The organism is Planomonospora corallina (genome assembly GCF_042650625.1).
GTDB classification, from domain to species: domain Bacteria; phylum Actinomycetota; class Actinomycetes; order Streptosporangiales; family Streptosporangiaceae; genus Planomonospora_B; species Planomonospora_B corallina.
On the sequence record NZ_JBHSBM010000016.1, the window covers coordinates 1 to 18,420 of the forward strand.

Annotated in this window: 17 protein-coding genes; 9 read left to right on the plus strand and 8 right to left on the minus strand. The window is 73.6% G+C overall.

The genetic code is table 11. The annotated features are described in order from the left end of the window. Positions 1-203: substrate-binding domain-containing protein (locus ACFOWE_RS11045; RefSeq protein ID WP_377287157.1), on the plus strand; the 203-nt coding region annotated here is incomplete at its 5' end. A gap of 50 nt (positions 204-253) precedes the next feature. Continuing rightward, positions 254-1,141, plus strand: coding sequence for a carbohydrate kinase family protein (locus ACFOWE_RS11050; RefSeq protein ID WP_377287158.1), 888 nt, complete (start codon positions 254-256; stop codon positions 1,139-1,141). Positions 1,142-1,289: 148 nt separating this feature from the next. On the opposite strand, the gene ACFOWE_RS11055 is transcribed toward ACFOWE_RS11050, so the two are convergent. Further along, the gene (locus ACFOWE_RS11055) at positions 1,290-4,844 is read right to left on the minus strand and encodes an indolepyruvate ferredoxin oxidoreductase family protein (RefSeq protein ID WP_377287159.1); all 3,555 of its coding nucleotides are present in this window, start codon (positions 4,842-4,844) and stop codon (positions 1,290-1,292) included. 114 nt (positions 4,845-4,958) lie between these two features. Here ACFOWE_RS11055 and ACFOWE_RS11060 point away from each other — a divergent pair, with 114 nt between their 5' ends. After that, the gene (locus ACFOWE_RS11060; protein WP_377287160.1) at positions 4,959-5,411 is read left to right on the plus strand and encodes an Lrp/AsnC family transcriptional regulator; all 453 of its coding nucleotides are present in this window, start codon (positions 4,959-4,961) and stop codon (positions 5,409-5,411) included. A gap of 210 nt (positions 5,412-5,621) precedes the next feature. On the opposite strand, the gene ACFOWE_RS11065 is transcribed toward ACFOWE_RS11060, so the two are convergent. Both ACFOWE_RS11065 and ACFOWE_RS11070 read right to left on the minus strand, forming a co-directional pair. Beyond that, positions 5,622-6,518, minus strand: a complete 897-nt coding sequence (locus tag ACFOWE_RS11065; RefSeq protein WP_377287162.1) for a DUF2382 domain-containing protein — start codon at positions 6,516-6,518, stop codon at positions 5,622-5,624. A gap of 182 nt (positions 6,519-6,700) precedes the next feature. After that, complete coding sequence (locus ACFOWE_RS11070; RefSeq protein ID WP_377287163.1) at positions 6,701-7,300, minus strand: ATP-binding protein; 600 nt, start codon at positions 7,298-7,300, stop codon at positions 6,701-6,703. A 143-nt stretch (positions 7,301-7,443) separates the two neighbouring features. On the opposite strand from ACFOWE_RS11070, the gene ACFOWE_RS11075 reads away from it, so the two are divergent. From ACFOWE_RS11075 to ACFOWE_RS11085, 3 genes are all read left to right on the plus strand, one after another. After that, positions 7,444-7,812, plus strand: coding sequence for a hypothetical protein (locus ACFOWE_RS11075; RefSeq protein ID WP_377287164.1), 369 nt, complete (start codon positions 7,444-7,446; stop codon positions 7,810-7,812). 184 nt (positions 7,813-7,996) lie between these two features. Next, positions 7,997-8,359: a TraR/DksA family transcriptional regulator gene (locus ACFOWE_RS11080; RefSeq protein ID WP_377287165.1), complete on the plus strand. Its 363-nt coding sequence runs from the start codon at positions 7,997-7,999 to the stop codon at positions 8,357-8,359. Between the two features lie 142 nt (positions 8,360-8,501). Continuing rightward, on the plus strand, positions 8,502-8,834 hold the full coding sequence (locus tag ACFOWE_RS11085; protein WP_377287167.1) for a TraR/DksA family transcriptional regulator: 333 nt from the start codon (positions 8,502-8,504) through the stop codon (positions 8,832-8,834). Positions 8,835-9,082: 248 nt separating this feature from the next. Here ACFOWE_RS11085 and eda read toward each other — a convergent pair whose 3' ends face one another. From eda to zwf, 4 genes are all read right to left on the minus strand, one after another. Beyond that, positions 9,083-9,703 carry a bifunctional 4-hydroxy-2-oxoglutarate aldolase/2-dehydro-3-deoxy-phosphogluconate aldolase gene (gene eda / locus ACFOWE_RS11090; protein WP_377287168.1) on the minus strand — a complete coding sequence of 207 codons (621 nt, stop codon included), beginning with the start codon at positions 9,701-9,703 and terminating at the stop codon, positions 9,083-9,085. Then, positions 9,700-10,665: a glucokinase gene (locus ACFOWE_RS11095; protein ID WP_377287169.1), complete on the minus strand. Its 966-nt coding sequence runs from the start codon at positions 10,663-10,665 to the stop codon at positions 9,700-9,702. Before ACFOWE_RS11095 ends, eda begins: the two co-directional genes overlap by 4 nt. After that, on the minus strand, positions 10,662-12,602 hold the full coding sequence (edd, locus tag ACFOWE_RS11100; protein ID WP_377287170.1) for a phosphogluconate dehydratase: 1,941 nt from the start codon (positions 12,600-12,602) through the stop codon (positions 10,662-10,664). Before edd ends, ACFOWE_RS11095 begins: the two co-directional genes overlap by 4 nt. A gap of 68 nt (positions 12,603-12,670) precedes the next feature. Continuing rightward, complete coding sequence (gene zwf / locus ACFOWE_RS11105; protein ID WP_377287171.1) at positions 12,671-14,155, minus strand: glucose-6-phosphate dehydrogenase; 1,485 nt, start codon at positions 14,153-14,155, stop codon at positions 12,671-12,673. Positions 14,156-14,298: 143 nt separating this feature from the next. Between zwf and ACFOWE_RS11110 the strand changes: the two genes are divergently transcribed. Next, the gene (locus ACFOWE_RS11110; protein WP_377287172.1) at positions 14,299-15,468 is read left to right on the plus strand and encodes an ROK family transcriptional regulator; all 1,170 of its coding nucleotides are present in this window, start codon (positions 14,299-14,301) and stop codon (positions 15,466-15,468) included. Between the two features lie 61 nt (positions 15,469-15,529). Here the strand turns inward: ACFOWE_RS11110 and ACFOWE_RS11115 are convergent, their stop codons facing one another. Beyond that, on the minus strand, positions 15,530-15,805 hold the full coding sequence (locus ACFOWE_RS11115) for a hypothetical protein (RefSeq protein ID WP_377287173.1): 276 nt from the start codon (positions 15,803-15,805) through the stop codon (positions 15,530-15,532). Positions 15,806-16,006: 201 nt separating this feature from the next. Here ACFOWE_RS11115 and ACFOWE_RS11120 point away from each other — a divergent pair, with 201 nt between their 5' ends. Further along, positions 16,007-16,402, plus strand: a complete 396-nt coding sequence (locus tag ACFOWE_RS11120; RefSeq protein ID WP_377287174.1) for a ChaB family protein — start codon at positions 16,007-16,009, stop codon at positions 16,400-16,402. Positions 16,403-16,632: 230 nt separating this feature from the next. Then, positions 16,633-18,294, plus strand: a complete 1,662-nt coding sequence (locus ACFOWE_RS11125; RefSeq protein ID WP_377287175.1) for a catalase — start codon at positions 16,633-16,635, stop codon at positions 18,292-18,294. The last annotated feature ends 126 nt before the right edge of the window (positions 18,295-18,420 follow it).

Genomic DNA, 18,420 nt, shown 5'->3' on the forward strand with positions numbered 1-18,420 from the left:
GCTTCGACGACTCGCCGCTGATCGCCTTCACCGACCCGCCGCTGACCACCGTGCGCAAGCCGATCGGCGCGATGGCCTCGGCCGCGGTGGAGACCCTCCTGGAGGAGATCAACGGCGCGCCGGGCAAGAACCTGGAGCTGATGTTCCAGCCCGAGCTGGTCGTGCGCCGCTCCACCGGCTCCGGCCCGCTGGTCAACCGCTGAGCGTCCCGCTCACCGGCTCCGGAGCCGGGATCCCACGTTGGAGGTGACCGATGACCCATGACGTCGTCGTGCTCGGCGGGACGGGCGTCGACAGCACGGTCTACGTGCCGGCGCTGCCGCTGCCGTACGCCGACACCTACGCCGTGCCGCCGGTGCTCGACCGGATCGGCAACACCGGCAGCGGCGTCGCGCTCGGCTGCCACGCGCTCGGCCTGCGGGTGCTGATCGCCGACCTGGTCGGCGACGATCCCCAGGGGCGGCTGGTCCGGGAGCACTTCGCCGCCCGGGACATCGAGGCGGCCTGGGCCACGGCGCCGCAGGGCACCCGGCGCAGCGTCCTGCTCGTCGGTCCCGACGGGCGGCGCACCTCGCTGTTCGACGTGCGCGACGCGCCCGGCGAGCGGCTCCCGCGCGAGCTCTACCTCGACGCCGTGCGGACCGCCCGTCACGTCCACGTCTCGATCAACGACTTCTGCCGTCACGTCTACCCCGACCTGGCCGACCGGCCCGCCGCCACCATCTCCACCGACCTGCACGACTGGGACGGCGAGAACGGCCACCACTGGGACTTCGCCCTCTCCTCCGGCCTGGTCTTCCTGTCCGCCACCGCCCTCGGCGACCGGCGGGAGGAGGTCATGCGCACCATCCTCGGCGCGGGCCGGGCCGAGACGGTCGTCTGCACGGCGGGCGCGGACGGCTGCCATGTCCTCGACGCCGAGGGGCTGCGGCACGTCCCGGCGGTGACGCCGCCCGGGCCGGTGGTCGACAGCAACGGCGCGGGGGACGCCTTCGTCAGCGGCTTCCTGTACGGCAGGCTGCACGGCCGCCCGGCCACCGAGTGCGCGCGTCTCGGCGCGATCGCCGGGGCGCACGCCTGCACGGTGCCCGGCACCCACGAGGACCCGATCACCGCCGCGGCGCTGCTGGCCCGGGCGTAGCGGGAGGACGGGGCGCCGCCGCGGCCTTCCTGCGCGGGAAGGCCGCGGCGGCGCTCTCCGTGCCGGGTCCCCCTGCGCGGAGGGACCCGGCGGATCCGCGCCGCCCGCCGGGCGGGCGGCCGAGGGGCGGGCGGGGGCCCGCCGGCGGTCAGCGGCCGGACTCCAGCTCCGCCAGGATCGCGGCGGCCCGCTCCCGGTAGGCCGCGACGCCGGCCAGCTTGACCTCCTCGTAGCCGCGGATCACCTCGGGCAGCCCGGCCAGCTCGCGGACCAGGTCCTCGGTCTCCGGGCGCAGGTGCTCCAGGGCGCGGTGCACGTCGCGGGTGTACTCGGCGACGAGCTCGCGCTCGACCCTGCGCACCTCCGCCCGGCCGAACGGGTCCAGCTTCGTGCCGCGCACGGCGCGCATGCCGTACAGCAGCCGGAAGGCCGGGTCGAACCAGCCGCCCAGGCGGATCTTGCGGTTCATGCCCATCGCCCGCAGGAACGGCGGGTGCAGGTTGTAGGAGACCTTCGCGCCGGGCCCGAACTCGGCGGCGATCCTGGCCCGCTCGGCGGGGTCGAGGTGCAGGCGCGCGACCTCGTACTCGTCCTTGTAGGCCATCAGCCGGTGCAGCTGCCGGGCGTAGGCCTCGGTGACCGGGCAGCGGCCCGGCTCCTCGCGGGCCAGGACCGCGCGGACCGCCTCGGTGTAGCGGACGGCGTAGCGCAGGTTCTGGTAGGCCGCCAGGTCCGGCACCCGGACGGTGAGCAGCCGGTGCAGCTCGCTGCCTTCGGCCGCGCCGGCCGACGCGACGAGCTGCGCGAGCGCGCCCGCGGGGAGGGCGGCGGTGCCCCCGGCGGTCCCGGCGGGGGCGGCGCCGGTCGCCCGGGCCACCGCCTCCGGGTCGGCGACGACCGCGCGGCCCCAGTGGAAGGCGGCCACGGTCTTCTCCGCGGACCTGCCGCCGCCGCTCCGGATGGCCTGCTCGATCGAGCGGAGGCTGAGCGGGATGAGCCCGCGCTGCCAGGCCGCGCCGACCACGATGGTGTTGGCCGGCATGTGGTCGCCGAAGAGCGCCTGGGCCAGCTGCTCGGCGTCGAGGTAGACGTTCAGGTCGGCGCGGGTGCGGGCCTCCAGCGCGCCGATCGGCGAGCCGAGCTCGACCGGGTTCGCGGCCGGGTCGAGCACCATGGAGCCGGTCGGGACCAGGCTGGTGGAGACCACGGCGACGGTCCGGTCGCGGTCGGCGGCGGCCAGCTGCTTGGGGTCGGTGGCGCCGATCAGGTCCAGCGCCAGGTAGGCGTCGACGCTGGCCGTGCTCGCCCGCCCGGACCGCTCCCCGCCGCCCTCGCCGTCCGCGTCGTCGTAGATGACGACGTCGGAGACGACCGTGCCGCCCTTCTGGGCGAGGCCGGTCTGGTCCAGCCCCCGGGAGCGCCTGCCGTCGAGCAGGGCGGCGGTGCCGAGGATCTGCGCGACAGAGACCACCCCGGTCCCGCCGATGCCGACCAGGCGGACCGTCGTGGCGCCGGTGCGGAGCGCGGGGGAGGGCATCTCCGGCGGCGCCGGCACGGACCGCTTCGCCGCCTTCCCCTTGGCCGGGACCACGGTCAGGAAGGACGGGCAGTCGCCGTCGGCGCAGGAGAAGTCCTGGTTGCAGGACGACTGGTGGATCTCGGTCTTGCGGCCGAACTCGGTCTCCACCGGCAGCACCGACAGGCACTCGGACTTCTTCGCGCAGTCGCCGCAACCCTCGCAGACCCGCTGGTTGACCACGACCCGCTTGGCCGGGGTGGGCAGCGCGCCCTTCTTGCGGAGCCGCCGCTTCTCGGCGGCGCACTGCTGGTCGTGGACGAGCACGGTCACGCCGGGGATCGCGGCCAGCTCGCGCTGGGTCTCCTCCAGCGTGCTCCGGTCGCGGACCTCGGCGATCTTCGCCAGCTTGACGCGCCGGTAGCGCCGGGGCTCGTCGGTGGTGACGACCACCCGGCGCACGCCCTCGATCTCCAGCCAGCGGGTCAGCTCGGCCACCGCCAGGGCGGGCTGGATGGTCTGCCCGCCGGTCATCGCGACCGCGCTGTTGTAGAGGATCTTGTAGGTGATGTTGACGCCCGCGCCGACGGCGGCCCGGATCGCCAGCGAGCCGGAGTGGTGGAAGGTGCCGTCACCCAGGTTCTGGAAGATGTGCGGGGTGTCGGTGAACGGCGCCTGCCCGATCCACTGGGTGCCCTCGCCGCCCATCTGGGTCAGCCCGGTGAGCGTGCCCTTGCCGGCGGGGTTGAGCACCACCATGGTGTGGCAGCCGATGCCGGCGCTGACCGGCGCGTCGTCCGGGACGGCGGTGGAGCGGTTGTGCGGGCAGCCGGAGCAGAAGAACGGCGTGCGCCGGGGGGTGAGCAGCTTCAGCGGCTCCGGGCGGGAGATCACGGCCAGGCCCTTGGAGACCCGGTCGCCGAGGTCGGAGGAACCGGCCTGCGGCGCGACGCCCGCGCGGCGCAGGCGGAAGGCGATCGCCTTGGCCGCCAGGTCGGCGTCCACGCCGCCGGACCGCGGGATCAGCCGGGCGCCGTTCTCGTCGAGCTTGCCCAGCACGCGCGGGGCGTCCGCGGTGCCGTACAGCACGTCCTTGACGAGGGTCTCCAGGAACGGGCCCTTCTCCTCCACGACCATGATCTCTTCGAGGCCGCGGGCGAAGGCCCGGACGATCTCCGGCTCCAGCGGCCAGAGCATGCCGATCTTCAGCAGGCGCACGCCGGCCTCCTCGGGCGTGACGCCGAGCTTGCGGAAGCCCTCGCGCACGTCGTGGTAGGCGGTGCCGGAGGCGACGATGCCGAGCCGGGCGCCCGCCGGGTCGGAGGTGATCCGGTTGAGGCCGTTCTCGCGGGCGTAGGCGCGGGCCAGCTCGGTGCGCGGGCCGACCAGGGTGCGCTCCATCTCCAGCGACCACGGGGTGAGCAGCGTGCCGTTCGGCATGTGCCGGTACGGCCGGCCTTCGTATTCGACGCTGTACTCCACACCGTTGTCGTTCTTGACGCCGGGCATGACCGGGACGATCCGGTCATGCCCGACGCTCACGGTGCCGGTGCCGTCCACGACGTTGGAGACGGCCTTCACCGCGACCCACAGGCCGCTCGCACGGGAGGCCGCGATGGCGTGGCGGCCCAGGTCGAGCAGCTCCTGGACGGTGCCAGGGTGGACGATCGGCATGCCGAGGGCGGCCAGTGCGCTCTCGGTGGCGGAGGGGAGGGTGGAGGACTTGCAGGTCGGGTCGTCGCCGCAGAGGGCGATCATGCCGCCCAGCGGGTGGGCGCCGACGAAGTTGCCGTGCCGGAGGGCGTCGGCGGCCCGGTCCACGCCGGGGGCCTTGCCGTACCAGACGCCCAGCACGCCGGCCTTGCGCGGCCGGGGGAGGGTGGGCACGAGCTGGCTGCCCCAGACGGCGGTGGCGCCGAGCTCCTCGTTCTGGCCCGGGCGGTGCACGACGTCGAGCGGCTCGGCGTGCCCGCGGGCGCGGGCCAGCTCCAGGTCGAAGCCGCCGAGCGGTGAGCCCGGGTAGCCGGACACCATCGTGCCCGTGTCGAGCCCGGCGTGGCGGTCGGCGCGCATCTGGTCGAGGATCACCCGCACCAGCGCCTGCGTGCCGGTCATGAAGACCTGGCCCCCGTCGAGGAGGTATCGGTCGTCGGGAGTGATCTCGCGGGAGTCGGCGAAGATCGTCATGCTGGTGGTCCCGTCTGTCGGCCCCGCTTTGGATGGCGGCAAGGCTATGTCAGAAGGACCGAAATCCGATGGCGATTTTCGGGCCGGTTGGCGCTGTGGTTAGCATCACATGTCATGGACGCCACAGATCGTGAAATTCTCCGCCTTCTCCAGACGGATGGCCGGCTGAGCAACCAGGAGCTGGCCGAGCGGGTACGGCTGACGCCCTCCCCGTGCCTGCGCCGGGTCCGCAACCTGGAGGAGGCCGGAGTGATCACCGGTTACCGGGCCGTGGTCGACCCGGCCGCCGTGGGGCGGGCCTTCCAGGTCCTCGCCTACGTGGAGCTGGAGGGGCAGGACGCCGAGACGGTCACCGCCTTCGAGGCCGCCGTCATGGAGATCGACGACGTGGTCGAGTGCCTGCGCATGTTCGGCCGCCCCGACTACGTGCTGCGGGTCGCGGTGCCCGACATGGACGCCTACAGCCAGCTCTGCCTGGAGCGGCTCGGGCGCCTGCCCGGCCTGGACAAGCTCACCTCCCAGATCGCGATGAAGGCCCTGAAGCCGGGCGGGATCCTGCCGCTCTGACGCGCGCGGGACCCGTCTCCCGGCTCCGCGCCGGGGGACGGGTCCGGGGTCTCCGGGATCTGGGCCCGGGATCTGGGGTCCGGGCCTGGAGCCGGATCCGGACCTCCGGTGCGCCGCGAGGCCGTGCGGGTCCCGTGGTGCGCCGCGAGGCTGTGCGGGTCCCGTGGTGCGCCGTGCGGAGGTGCGGTCCGGCCGGGTCGGGCGGCTCGCTCAGATGGAGCGGCCGGGCCCGCGGGTGTCTCCCCGGCCGCGCCTGTCCGCGTCGCTCTCGATGTCCTCCTCGACGTCCAGGTGCTCCTTGCGGATGGGCTCGGAGACGTTCCGCTCCTCGGTGACCCGGTCCTTGCTCAGCCGGACCCGCTCGACCGGGACGGTGTCCTTCTCCACCACCGGCTCCTCGGCGTGCAGGGTCACCTCGTGCTCGGCCTCGCTGATCTCCGGACCGCTCAGCGCCTGGTCCAGGTTCTCGTCGGTGACCGGCTCGCGCTCCAGGCGGACCTCCTCGCGGCTGACCGGCACGGTGACCTGCTGGTCCTCGGTGACCACGTACTTGCGCAGCCGTGCCCGGCCGGTCTGGCGGCTCTCGGTGCCGACGTGGAGCCGCTCCTCCGAGCGGGTCATCGCGTCGTCCTCGCCGCGTCCGGCGGCGGGGCCCGCGCGGCCGGTCCCGGTGTCCGCCCGCAGCTCGTCGTCGGAGAGGCCCGTGCCCAGGCGCTCGCGCTCGCGCTCGCCTCCGGCGCGCGCCCAGCCGCTCTCGCCCGGCTGGTTGGCCTGCTGCCAGGAGCTGTCCCAGTCCAGGTCGTAGTAGCGGTAGAGCTCGCGCTCCTCCTCGGCGGAGAGGTGGCCGCCGGCGTCCACGTCGACGTTGGGGGCGTTCTTGATGCGGTTCTTGTCGAGGGAGACCTCGACGTGGTCGGCGACGATGTCGGCGGCCTGCGTCGGGACGAAGGTCTCCTTGGTGCCGAACAGCCCGGTCTTCACGCAGAGCCACTCCGGCCTGCCGGTGGCGTCGTCGAGGTAGACGTGCTTGACGTCGCCGATCTTGTCCCCGTTCGTGTCGTAGACGGTGTGGTCGAGCACCGAGCGAATCTGCTCCATGGTGATCATGGCACTTCTCCCCATTTGTGCCTTTTGTCCCTTTCGAGGGAAAGCCATACCACTCGTGTCCGAGGAGAAACCTGCGGGAGGATGGTCATCGCCGCCCGCTTGGATCCGCCGTCCGTCTGGATCCGCCGCCCGCCCGTACGGTCGCCTCGCCGTACGGTCGCCTCACCGTACGGCGGTGCGGCCTACCGCCCGTCGAAGCGGATGGCCCGCAGCAGGCCGGCGGCCGGCCGGTCCAGGACCGTGACGCTCGCGGCGGGAGGGAGCGCGCCGGCGCGGGCCCGGGCGACCAGCGCCCGCCAGCGCCGGCAGTGCCGGGCGAAGAGCGGGGCGGCCACGACCCGGCCGCGGGCGAGCTGCCCCGCGCGCGCCGCCTCGGGGTCGACGTCCAGCAGGACCAGGTGGAGCCCGGTGCCGGCCAGGCGGGCGACGGCGGCCAGGCCGTACAGGATGTGCGGCCAGGTGCCCCTGCTGTGGGCGATGACGGCGTGCCCGCCGAGCACGGCGCGGCAGATGCGCGCCATGTGGGTGGCGTGCACGACAAGGGTCCGCAGCGGCGCGGGGAGAGGGTCGAGGCGGGGCGCCCACCAGGAGCGCGACTGCCGGGAGTCGATCACCCGGACCCCGCCGGCGGAGACCGGCCGCGTCTCGTCGCCGCGCAGGCCGTACAGCCGGTCCAGCAGGGTGCTCTTGCCCGCCCCGGGCAGGCCGGTGAGCACCACCAGCGAGCCGGGCGGATAGGTCAGGTCCTCGAGGGACGGCGTGCAGGCCGGGGTGACGGCCATCGGGGCACCTCTTGTGGCAGGAGGGACGGGGAGACGGAGGTGGTCTCCTGCCCGGACGTGCCGTGCCGTGCCCGCCGCGGCGGGGAGAACGCCGGTGGTCCGCGCAGTGCCGCTCTTGCAGGAGTTGGGCTATGGTCACCTTAATGAGGGAACCGCGGTGGGGCACACGCAGGCCCACTGCCGGAGCGGCCGTGGTGGGCCTCGTCGTCATGGTCGTCCTCGCGGCCGTCGCCCCCTCCTCCTGGTCCTCCGGATGGCGTGCCACCGACGCCGCGGTGGCGGTCGTGGACTCCCACCCCGGGATGGCTCACCAGTCGACCGCTCCGAGGCTCCTGCCGGGCGGGACCGAGCACCTGCCGACCCCCGCCCAGCCGCGCGCCCTCTCCGCGGTCGGCGCCGCCGCCGCGCTCCTCGTCCTGCTGCCCATCGCCCTGTTCGGCGCCGGCCCGGTGACGGGCTGCCGGCGCGGAGCCCGGCGGGTCGTCACCCCGCGCAGCCCGCCGCTGCCGTAGAGGCCGTCGCCTCCGCTCCCTCTCTCACGACCTCCGCCGGTCCCGTTCCGCACGGGCGCGCGGCCGAGGTCCCCCGGCCGTGCGCCCGCGGACTCCCGCGCGCCGCGCGCCGGACCGGCTTCCACGGTGACGGGCCACCTCAGGGCCCGGGCCGTCAGCGAGTCATGCAAGGAGTGATGTCGTCATGGGTGACATCAGATGGGCAAGCAGCCTGCTGGAGGACTACCAGCGGCACACCGCGCGGCTGGAGGAGCTGCGCGCGCTTCTGCACGAGCGGCTCGCCGCCGCGCGGGCGGAGCTTTCGTCCCTCGCCGAGGACGGGCGGGCGCCGGAACGGCCGGCGGACGGCGGTCCGGTCCCGCTGGACTGGGGGCGCGCCGAGCGCGCCCGGACGGCCGTCGCGGAGATCGAGGCCGCGATCGAGCGGCTGGATTTCGGGGTCTACGGCACCTGCCGGAGGTGCGGGGTCTTCATCGCGCTCCAGCGGCTCAGGCGGGTCCCGCACACCCGGCACTGCGCCGCCTGCGCCCCCGACGGGAGGGGGTGACGTGTCCGCCGCCCACCCGGCCGGCGGCCGCCCGCCCGTGCCCGCCGTGCCCGCCGGTGACCACCACCCGGCCGGCCGCCTACCGGAGCCGGCCTCCGCGGCCGGCCCTCTGCCCGACTCTCCGCGAAAGGACCACACCACCATGACCACCGCCACCCACCTCAGCAGCGTGCAGCTCGACGCGATCCGCGAGGAGCTCCAGGAGCAGCTCTTCCGGTGGACCAAGCAGCTGGCGGAGCTGGAGGAGGCGGTGAACGACGACGCGGTGGAGGTCTCGGCGAAGACGGGTCTCCTCGCCGACCTCGCCTCCGCCGAGCGGAACGCCGCCGTGGTGCGCAGGGCTCTGGAGAGCATCGGCGCGCTGACCTACGGCCGCTGCGACGGCTGCGGCTCGCCGATCCCCTTCGAGCGGCTGAAGGCCCGGCCGCTGGCCCGGCTGTGCATGGACTGCCAGCGCCGGCACGAGGGCCGCTGAGACCCCGCCGGGCGGCGAAAGGCCATGGCCGCCCGGCGGACAGCGAATGGCTGCCGGAGGCGGCGAGGGTTCGCGGCCGCCGGAGGCGGTGAAGGCCCGGGCCGTCCGGAAGACGGCGAAGGCCCACGGCCGCCTGGTGGGCGGCCATGGGCCTTCTCCCATGAGCAGGAAGGGCCGGTTCTCGGCTGCTCATGGCAGCGCGCGGGCGGAAAGGGAGGAAATGCCCGCGTGCGTGTTCGGGAGGCGCGTCAGGCGGCGGGGCGGAGCGCCGCCGCCTCGGCGGCCAGTTTCTCGATCCGGGCGTAGTCGCCCGCGGCCAGCGCGTCGGCCGGGGTGAGCCAGGTCCCGCCCACGCAGCCGACGTTCGGCAGTGCGAGGTAGTCCGGGGCCGTGGCGGGCTTGATCCCGCCCGTCGGGCAGAAGCGCACCTCCGGCAGCGGGCCGCCCAGCGACCTCAGGTACGGCACGCCGCCCGCGGCCTCGGCGGGGAAGAACTTCATCTCCCGCACCCCCCGCTCGGCCAGCGCCATGACCTCCGAGGCGGTGGCCGTACCCGGCAGGAACGGCACGCCGCTGCCGGCCATGGCGTCCACCAGAGAGGCCGTGGAGCCCGGGCTGACCAGGAACCTCGCCCCGGCCTCCACCGCGGCGTCCACGTCCGCCGCGCTCCGCACGGTCCCGGCGCCGGTCACCGCGCCGGGGACTTCGTCCGCGATCCGCCGGATCGCCTCCAGCGCGCAGGCCGTGCGGAGGGTGACCTCGATGACCGGCAGGCCGCCCGCGACCAGGGCGCGGGCCAGGGGCACCGCGGTCTCCACGTCGTCGATGACGACGACGGGGACCACCGGGGCGATGTCGAGCAGACTCATGCGTACTCCAGACGGGATGTGCCGGACAGGCGCTGGGCCAGCCAGGCGGCGGCGCCGGTGAGGGCCGGCTGCGGCGCCGTGATCAGTGTGGTGGCGATGCCGGACAGGTAGTCGCCGAGGACCGGGCTGGTCTCGAACCGGCGGCGGAAGTCGCTGGCCAGGACGCGGTCCACGATCCGGGGCAGCACGCCGCCGCCGAGGTAGACGCCGCCGCGGGCGCCGAGGGTCAGCGCGACGTTCCCGGCGAACGTGCCGAGCAGGCCGCAGAAGACCTCCACGGTCTCCGCGCAGAGCGGGTCGTCCAGGCGGGACACGATGTCCGCGGCGGACAGCGGAGGCGCCTCCACCCCGCGCACCAGGGCCAGGGCGCGGTGGAGCCGGCCCATCCCCGGCCCGGAGAGCAGGTGCTCGGCCACCACGTGGCCGAGCCCGTCGGCGTGCAGCGCCCGGACGACCTCCCGGTCCCGCTCGTCGCACACCGGCACGGTCACGTGCCCGCCCTCGCCCGGGAGCGGCAGCCACCCCTCCGCGGCGGGCACCAGGCCCGCGACGCCGAGGCCGGTCCCCGGGCCGAGCACCGCCTTGACCCCGTGGGACGGCTCGGGACCGCCCAGGGAGACCAGGTCGTCCGCGGCCAGGTGCGGCAGGGAGGCGGCCAGGGCCTCGAAGTCGTTGAGCAGCTCGACGTGGGGGATGCCCAGGTCGCGCACCGACCCCGACCAGCCGGCGTTGGTCAGCCGGTAGCGGTCGCCCTCCACCGGCCCCGCGATCGCCAGACAGGCCGCGCCCGGCCGCACTCCGCCCGCGTGGTCCGCGAGGTAGGCGGCTACGGCTCCGGGAAGCCCGTCGTGATCCCTGCCGGCCAGTACGGCCACCGCCTCGGGCCGCCCACCGATCTCGGTGACCAGCCCGAAGCGGGCGTTCGTGCCGCCGATGTCGGCGACGAGCCAGGGGAGGCTCATGCGGCGCCCCCAGCGCCCCCAGCGCCTCCGGTGCTCCCGGCGCCCTCGATTCCGCCGGTGGCTCCGGTGCTCCCGGCGGCCTCGGCGACCGCGGCGCTCTCGGCGCGGCCGTTCAGGGCGAAGACGCCGGCCCCGCGCTCGGCCGGGCCCACCGCGGCGCGGAGGGCGGCGAACAGCTCGCGGCCGGTGCCCACCCACTGCGCGTCGGTCGGCGGAGCGCCCTGCGGGGTGCGGGCGGCCAGTTCCCCGGCCGGGACCAGCAGCTCCAGGGTGCCCGTGGTGGAGTCCAGGCGGATGGGGTCGCCGTCGCGGACCAGCGCGATGGGCCCGCCGTGCGCGGCCTCGGGGGACAGGTGGATGGCGGCCGGGACCTTGCCGGAGGCGCCGGAGAGGCGGCCGTCGGTGACGATCGCCACCCGCTGCCCCCGGTCCAGCAGGACCGCCAGCGGCGGGATGAGCTTGTGCAGCTCGGGCATGCCGTTCGCGCTCGGCCCCTGGTAGCGGATGACCGCCACGAAGTCCTGCCCGTCCAGCTCGCCCGCCTCGAAGGCGCGCAGCAGCTCCAGCTGGTCCTCGAAGACCTTGGCCGGCGCCTCGACCACCAGGTGCTCGGGCTTGACGGCCGAGACCTTGATGACCGCGCGGCCCAGGTTGCCGTCGAGCATGCAGGTGCCGCCGTCGGAGGAGAAGGGGGCGCTCACCGGGCGGAGCACGTCGAGGTCGGTGCTGCCTCCGGTGCGCTCGGTCCAGACCGGCTCGCCGTCCTTCAGCTCGGGGGCGGAGCGGTAGTGGTCCAGCCCGCGCCCGGCGACGGTGAGCACGTCGCGGTGGAGCAGCCCGGCGTCGAGCAGGTCGCCGATCAGCACCTGCATGCCGCCCGCGGCCTGGAAGTGGTTCACGTCCGCCTGGCCGTTGGGGTACATGCGGGCCAGCAGCGGCACGGCCCGCGAGAGCGCGGCCAGGTCGTCCCAGAGCAGCTCGACGCCGGCCGCCGCGGCGATGGCCACCAGGTGCATGGTGTGGTTGGTCGAGCCGCCGGTGGCCAGCAGCGCCACGCAGGCGTTGACGATCGCCTTCTCGTCGACGACCCCGCCGACCGGGGTGTACTCGTCACCGTGCGCGGTGATCTCCACCGCGCGCCGGCCCGCCGCCCGGGTCAGGGCCTCGCGCAGCTCGGTGCGCGGGTTGACGAAGGTCGCGCCCGGCAGGTGCAGGCCCATGACCTCGATCATGACCTGGTTGGAGTTGGCGGTGCCGTAGAAGGTGCAGGTGCCGGGGGAGTGGTAGGACTGCGCCTCGGCGTCCAGCAGCTCCTCCTTGCCGACCTTGCCCTCGGCGTACAGCTGCCGGGTGCGGGCCTTGACCTTGTTGGGCAGGCCGGAGGTCATCGGCCCGGCGGGCACGAACACCGCCGGCAGGTGGCCGAAGTGCAGCGCGCCGATCAGCAGGCCCGGCACGATCTTGTCGCAGACGCCCAGCATGAGCGAGGCGTCGAACATGTCGTGGGCCAGGGCGATCGCGGTGGCCATCGCGATGACCTCGCGGCTGTAGAGCGACAGCTCCATGCCCGCGCGGCCCTGCGTGATGCCGTCGCACATCGCCGGCACGCCGCCCGCGAACTGGGCGACGCCGCCCGCCGCGCGGACCGCCGCCTTGAGCACGGCCGGGTAGGTCTCGTACGGCTGGTGCGCCGAGAGCATGTCGTTGTAGCTGGAGACGATCGCCACGCCGGGCCTGACGTTCGCGCGCAGGGCGGGCTTGTCGATCCCGGCGGCGGCGAAGCCGTGCGCCAGGTTGGCGCAGCCCAGGCTCGAGCGGGCGGGTCCGCGCTCGCGGGCCGCCGCGGCCTCGGCCTCCAGCCGCGCCAGGTAGGCGCCGCGGCTGGCGCGGCTGCGCTCGATCAGGCGGTCGGTGACCTCCTGGACGACGGGGTGCATCCGGCCTCCTGTGTCGGTGTCGGTGTCGGTTCGGGTCTCGGGTCGCGGCGCGGAGCCGGGGAGCCCGGTCACGAGGGGTCCTCGTCGTGCCAGGCGCGGCCGCTCCGGCCGACGAGCTCGTGCGCCCCGGCGGGGCCCGCGGTGCCCGCCGGGTACGGCTCGGGCAGCATGCTCTGCGACTCCCACTCGGCGAGGATGGGGTCGATCCAGTGCCAGGCGGCCTCCACCTCGTCACGCCGCATGAACAGCGTGGGGTTGCCGGCCAGCACGTCCATGAGCAGCCGCTCGTAGGCGTCGGGGACCCGGCCGGTGAAGGTGTCGGCGAAGCTCAGGCTCAGCGGGACCGGCTTGAGCGCCACCTCGCCCGCGCCCGGCTCCTTGGCCATGATGTGCAGCCGGATGCCCTCGCTCGGCTGCAGCCGCAGGACCAGCCGGTTGGGCGCGCTCCCGGGGAAGATCGAGTGGGGCACGTCCTTGAACTGCACCACGATCTCCGAGCACCGGTACGGCATGCGCTTGCCGGTGCGCAGGTAGAACGGCACCCCCGCCCAGCGCCAGTTCTTCACCTCGGCGCGGATGGCCGCGAAGGTCTCGACCCGGTGGGAGGCCTCGGTGGGCGGGTTGCTGTCGGGCTCGTCCAGGTAGCCGGGGACCTGCGCGCCGCCGCTGACGCCGGCGGTGTACTGGCCGCGGACGGTGAAGCGGTCCACCTCGCTGCCGGTGATCGGCCGCAGCGCCTGCAGGACCTTGACCTTCTCGTCGCGGATGGACTCGCGGTCGTTGCGGGCGGGCGCCTCCATGGCGACCAGGCAGAGCAGCTGGAGCAGGTGGTTCTGGACCATGTCGCGCAGCGCGCCGGCGTGGTCGTAGTAGCCGCGGCGGCCCGGCGTGCCGACGGTCTCGGCGACGGTGATCTGCACGTGGTCGATCCACAGGGAGTTCCAGATCGGCTCCAGGAACGCGTTGGCGAAGCGGAGCACGAGGAGGTTCTGGACGGTCTCCTTGCCCAGGTAGTGGTCGATGCGGAAGATCTGCCGCTCGTGGAAGATCGCGCCGACCTCGTCGTTGATGGCCTGGGCGCTGGCCAGGTCGCGGCCGAGCGGCTTCTCCAGCACCACCCGGGAGGCGGGGGTGACCAGCCCGGCGCGGTGCGCCTGGCGGCAGAACGGGCCGAACGTCATGGGCGGGCTGGCCAGGTAGAAGACGCGGTCCCGCTCCTGGTGGCCGGCGAGCAGGCCGGACAGCCTCTCCCAGCCGGTGGGGTCCTCGCCGGTGACGTCGATGGTGACGTGGTGCAGGCGGGCCAGGAAGCGCTGCCAGAGCTCCCGCTCGGCGGGGCCGTCCACCGGGACCGAGGCGCGGACCTCGGCGTCGGCCTTGCCGCGGAAGTCGGCGTCGTCCAGGCCGCCGCGGGAGAGCGCGATGATCCGGGTCTCCGGGGCGAGCAGTCCGTCGCGGTCGCAGTGGTAGAGCGCCGGGAGGAGTTTCCGCATGGAGAGGTCGCCGGTGCCGCCGAAGACGATGAGGTCGGCGGGCTGGGGGTTCTCGGACATGGGGGAGCTCCGTGGTGATCTTCCGGTTTGAGGATAGATCGGACACTAGTCATGTCTTGCGCTTTACACAAGCAGAGTTTTGTCATCCGAGATGAGAAAGTCGGAACTTTTCATTTCCTAAGTGGATGTGGTTCACTTGGCCGATGTCTCGTCGTCCCGCTGCAGCGCTCGCCACGAGCGGCGAGGTGCTCCGCCTCATCCGCACGGGCGAAGCCGTCACGCGCGCGGACATCGGGCGGGTCACCGGCCTGTCCCGGCCCGCGGTCTCGCTGCGCGTCACCGAACTGCTGGACCGCCGCCTGATCGTGGAGGACAGCGAGGGTCCCTCCACCGGTGGCCGCCCGCCCACGCGCCTGGTCTTCAACGCCGCCGGCGGCGTCGTGCTGGTCGCCTCGCTGGGGGCGAGCCGCGCGCAGATCGCCGTCTGCGACCTCGCCGGGGACGAGGTGGCGGGCACCGAGCTGGCCGTCGACGTCGAGGAGGGCCCCGGCGTCGTGCTCCCCCTGGTCATGCGGACCTGGGAGGAGCTGCTCGGCGACCGCCCCGTCTCACTGGTGCGCGGGGTCGGCCTGGGGGTGCCCGCGACCGTGGAGTTCGCGGCCCGCCGTACCGAGAGCGCCCGCATCATGGCGAGCTGGACCGGCGTGGCGATCCCGCCGATCATCGCCGAGCGCTTCCCGGTGCCGGTCTTCCTCGACAACGACGTGAACGTCATCGCCATCGGCGAGCACCGCGCCGTCTACGCGGGCGAGGCCGACGACCTGCTCTTCGTCAAGGTCTCCACCCGGATCGGCTCGGGCGTCATCGCCGGCGGCGAGATCCTGCGCGGCGCGCTGGGCGCGGCGGGGGAGATCGGGCACATCCCGGTCCGCGACGGGGGCGGCGTGCTCTGTCGCTGCGGCAACACCGACTGCCTCGACTCGGTCGCCAGCGCCACCGCGATCCTGCGCGGGCTGCGCGCGCGGGGGTACGAGGTCAAGACCCTCGCCGACGTGGTGGGCCTGGTCCGGGGCGGGGACGCGGAGACGATGACGGTGATCCGCGACGCCGCCCGGATGCTGGGCGAGGTCGTCGCCAGCGCGGTCAACATCCTCAACCCCGCCGTGGTCGTCCTCGGCGGCGACGTCGCCGAGTCGTTCCCGCCCGTCGTCTCGGGGGTCCGCGAGGTCGTCTACCGCCGCTCGACCGCGCTGGCCACCCGCAACCTGCGCATCGAGCGCAGCCGCCTGGGCCCCGGGGCCGGCATCACCGGCTGCGCCCACCTGGTCCTCGACCACATCCTCTCCCCGGAGGCGGTCGACCTCTCCTCCTGACCTCTCCTCCCGGCCACGGCGCCGTGGCCGGGAGCCGTGGTCAGGAGGAGGGTCGGGCGGGCTAACCCGCCTCGCTCATCCCGTCGTGCCGCTCGCGCTCCCGGTTCTGCCTGCGGATGGCCACGGCCATGTCCACGGCCGCCACCACGGCGAGCACGGCCATCACCCCGGTCAGCAGCGGGATGCCGGCGATGATCCCGAGCACGCCGATGCCGAGGGTGGCGATCAGGACGAACGAGCCCAGCCGGATGTGCACGATGTCACGGGGTGTCGCCGGGACCATCGTCCTGCCGGTGATGCTGGACGTCTCCTCGGGGCGCTGTGGTTCGCGATTCATATCGTTCCACCCTCCTTGCGTTATCAGACCGCTCCCGTACCCAGGCGGACCCCTTGCATGCACGCCGTACACGCACGGTGCACAGGCGCGCCGTACACGCACGCCGTACACGCCCGGCCGGCATGTTCCCGGCCGGGCTGGGCAGACGGGAGGCGCAGGAGCATCCGGGAGCGGAGACGACGAAGACGAGGTGATGACACGATGCCGGCGCGCGAGGAACTGCCGTCGACACTGCGCCGTTCCGCGAAGAAGGCGCAGGAGACCTGGATCAAGGCGCACGACTCGGCGGTGGAGACCTACGGGGAGGGCGAACGGGCGCACCGCACGGCCTTCGCCGCGCTCAAGCACTCCTTCGAGAAGGTCGGCGACCACTGGGAGCCGAAGGACCACAAGGGACCCTCGGACGCCCAGGCGGCCAGGAGCACGCCCGAGGCCGGCGAGACCGCCGAGGGAGTGGACGCCTCCGCCTCCAAGGAGCACCTGTACGGCATCGCCAGGCGGCTGGACGTGCCGGGACGCTCCACGATGACCAAGCAGCAGCTCGTCGAGGCGATCAAGAAGGCCAACCGGAGGCACACGGCCGAGGCCCGCCGCTGACCCCGCCCCGCTGCCGCCCCTCTTCCGGGGCCGTCCCGGGCCCCGCATCCCCCGATGTCCCTCGGCGTCCCCCCGGCGTACCCCCGGTCCGGATACCGGCCGCCGTCACCGGGCGCCCGGTGTCCGGAGCATGGCATTTTTCTGGAGATTCTCGACGAGCGGGGCCATAACCCGGCGCCCAGCGGATAGGAGAGCCCGGAAGCCAACGCCGAGAGAGGGAAGCGTCGATCATGACGGACGTGTCGAGCATGGGACCGCAGCCGGGTGACGAGCGTCCGGTGCTGACCAACCGGCAGGGACATCCGGTATACGACAACCAGAACCAGCGCACGGTCGGCGCCCGCGGTCCGGCCACGCTGGAGAACTACCAGTTCCTGGAGAAGATCAGCCACTTCGACCGGGAGCGCATCCCCGAGCGGGTGGTGCACGCCCGCGGGGTGACGACCTACGGCTACTTCGAGGCCACCGGGTACCTCGGGGACGAGCCGATCAGCCGCTACACCCGGGCCAAGCTCTTCCAGCAGCCGGGCAAGCGCACCGACGTCGCGGTGCGGTTCTCCACCGTGATCGGCGGGCGCGACTCGTCGGAGGCCGCGCGCGACCCGCGCGGGTTCGCGGTGAAGTTCTACACCGAGGACGGCAACTGGGACCTGGTCGGCAACAACCTGGCCGTCTTCTTCATCCGGGACGCCATCAAGTTCCCGGACGTGATCCACGCGCTCAAGCCGGACCCGGTGACGTTCCGGCAGGAGCCCAACCGGATCTTCGACTTCATGTCGCAGACGCCCGAGTGCATGCACATGCTGGTCAACCTCTTCAGCCCGCGCGGCATCCCCGCCGATTATCGGCATATGCAGGGCTTCGGGGTGAATACGTACAAATGGGTCAATCAGCATGGAGAGACGCATCTGGTCAAATACCACTGGATGCCCAAGCAGGGCGTGCGGAGCATGACGGTGGCGGACGCGGCGGCCGTGCAGGCGGGCGACCTCGGGCACGCCACCCGCGACCTGCACGAGGCCATCGACCGCGGCGACTACCCCGAGTGGGAGCTGCTGGTGCAGATCATGACCGACGAGGAGCACCCCGAGCTGGACTTCGAGCCGCTGGACGACACCAAGGTCTGGCCGGAGGACCGGTTCCCGGCGCGGCCCGTCGGCCGGATGGTCCTCAACCGGAACGTCGAGAACAACTTCGCGGAGAACGAGCAGATCTCGTTCGGCACCGGCGTGCTCGTCGACGGGCTGGACTTCTCCGACGACAAGATGCTGGTCGGCCGGACCTTCTCCTACAGCGACACCCAGCGCTACCGGGTGGGCCCGAACTACCTGCAGCTCCCGGTCAACCAGGCCAAGAACGCCGACGTGCGCACCAACCAGCGCGACGGGTTCATGACCTACCACGTCGACGGCGCGGGGGAGAACCCGCACGTCAACTACGAGCCGTCCATCACCGGGGGCCTGCGCGAGGCGCAGTTCCCCACGCACGACGAGCAGGGCCCGACGATCACCGGGCGCCTCACCCGCAAGCGCATCCCGCGCACCAACGACTACAAGCAGGCCGGTCAGCGCTACCTGCTGATGGAGCAGTGGGAGCGCGACGACCTGGTGCTCAATTTCGTCACGCTGCTGTCGCAGTGCGAGCGCCCCGTCCAGGAGCGCATGGTCTGGCACCTGCTCCTGGTCGAGGACGACCTGGGCCTGCGCGTCGGCGAGGGGCTCGGCATCGGCCCCGACGACGTCTCGCACCTGGAGCCGCTGGCCAGCCAGGACCTCACCGACGAGGACCGCGAGCGCCTGGCCAAGCTGGGCAAGAACGGGCCGCGCGACGTGAACGGCCTGAAGATGACCCACTGCGTGCCGAACGAGCGGGCCGTGATGGCGCAGGCGTAGCCCTCCGGCCCGGGGGGCGGCGCGGGTCCCGCGCCGCCCCCGCGGGAGCGTTCCGGGAGGGCGGTCCAGAGGATCCGGGGAGATCCGGGAGGGCGGTCCAGAGGATCCGGGAGAACGCTCCGGGAA

Coding starts and splice junctions, on each gene's coding strand:
- ACFOWE_RS11050 (WP_377287158.1), top strand. CDS start 254: ATGACCCATGACGTCGTCGTGCTCGGCGGGACGGGCGTCGACAGCACG.
- ACFOWE_RS11055 (WP_377287159.1), bottom strand. CDS start 4,844: ATGACGATCTTCGCCGACTCCCGCGAGATCACTCCCGACGACCGATAC.
- ACFOWE_RS11060 (WP_377287160.1), top strand. CDS start 4,959: ATGGACGCCACAGATCGTGAAATTCTCCGCCTTCTCCAGACGGATGGC.
- ACFOWE_RS11065 (WP_377287162.1), bottom strand. CDS start 6,518: ATGATCACCATGGAGCAGATTCGCTCGGTGCTCGACCACACCGTCTAC.
- ACFOWE_RS11070 (WP_377287163.1), bottom strand. CDS start 7,300: ATGGCCGTCACCCCGGCCTGCACGCCGTCCCTCGAGGACCTGACCTAT.
- ACFOWE_RS11075 (WP_377287164.1), top strand. CDS start 7,444: ATGAGGGAACCGCGGTGGGGCACACGCAGGCCCACTGCCGGAGCGGCC.
- ACFOWE_RS11080 (WP_377287165.1), top strand. CDS start 7,997: ATGGGTGACATCAGATGGGCAAGCAGCCTGCTGGAGGACTACCAGCGG.
- ACFOWE_RS11085 (WP_377287167.1), top strand. CDS start 8,502: ATGACCACCGCCACCCACCTCAGCAGCGTGCAGCTCGACGCGATCCGC.
- eda (WP_377287168.1), bottom strand. CDS start 9,703: ATGAGTCTGCTCGACATCGCCCCGGTGGTCCCCGTCGTCGTCATCGAC.
- ACFOWE_RS11095 (WP_377287169.1), bottom strand. CDS start 10,665: ATGAGCCTCCCCTGGCTCGTCGCCGACATCGGCGGCACGAACGCCCGC.
- edd (WP_377287170.1), bottom strand. CDS start 12,602: ATGCACCCCGTCGTCCAGGAGGTCACCGACCGCCTGATCGAGCGCAGC.
- zwf (WP_377287171.1), bottom strand. CDS start 14,155: ATGTCCGAGAACCCCCAGCCCGCCGACCTCATCGTCTTCGGCGGCACC.
- ACFOWE_RS11110 (WP_377287172.1), top strand. CDS start 14,299: ATGTCTCGTCGTCCCGCTGCAGCGCTCGCCACGAGCGGCGAGGTGCTC.
- ACFOWE_RS11115 (WP_377287173.1), bottom strand. CDS start 15,805: ATGAATCGCGAACCACAGCGCCCCGAGGAGACGTCCAGCATCACCGGC.
- ACFOWE_RS11120 (WP_377287174.1), top strand. CDS start 16,007: ATGCCGGCGCGCGAGGAACTGCCGTCGACACTGCGCCGTTCCGCGAAG.
- ACFOWE_RS11125 (WP_377287175.1), top strand. CDS start 16,633: ATGACGGACGTGTCGAGCATGGGACCGCAGCCGGGTGACGAGCGTCCG.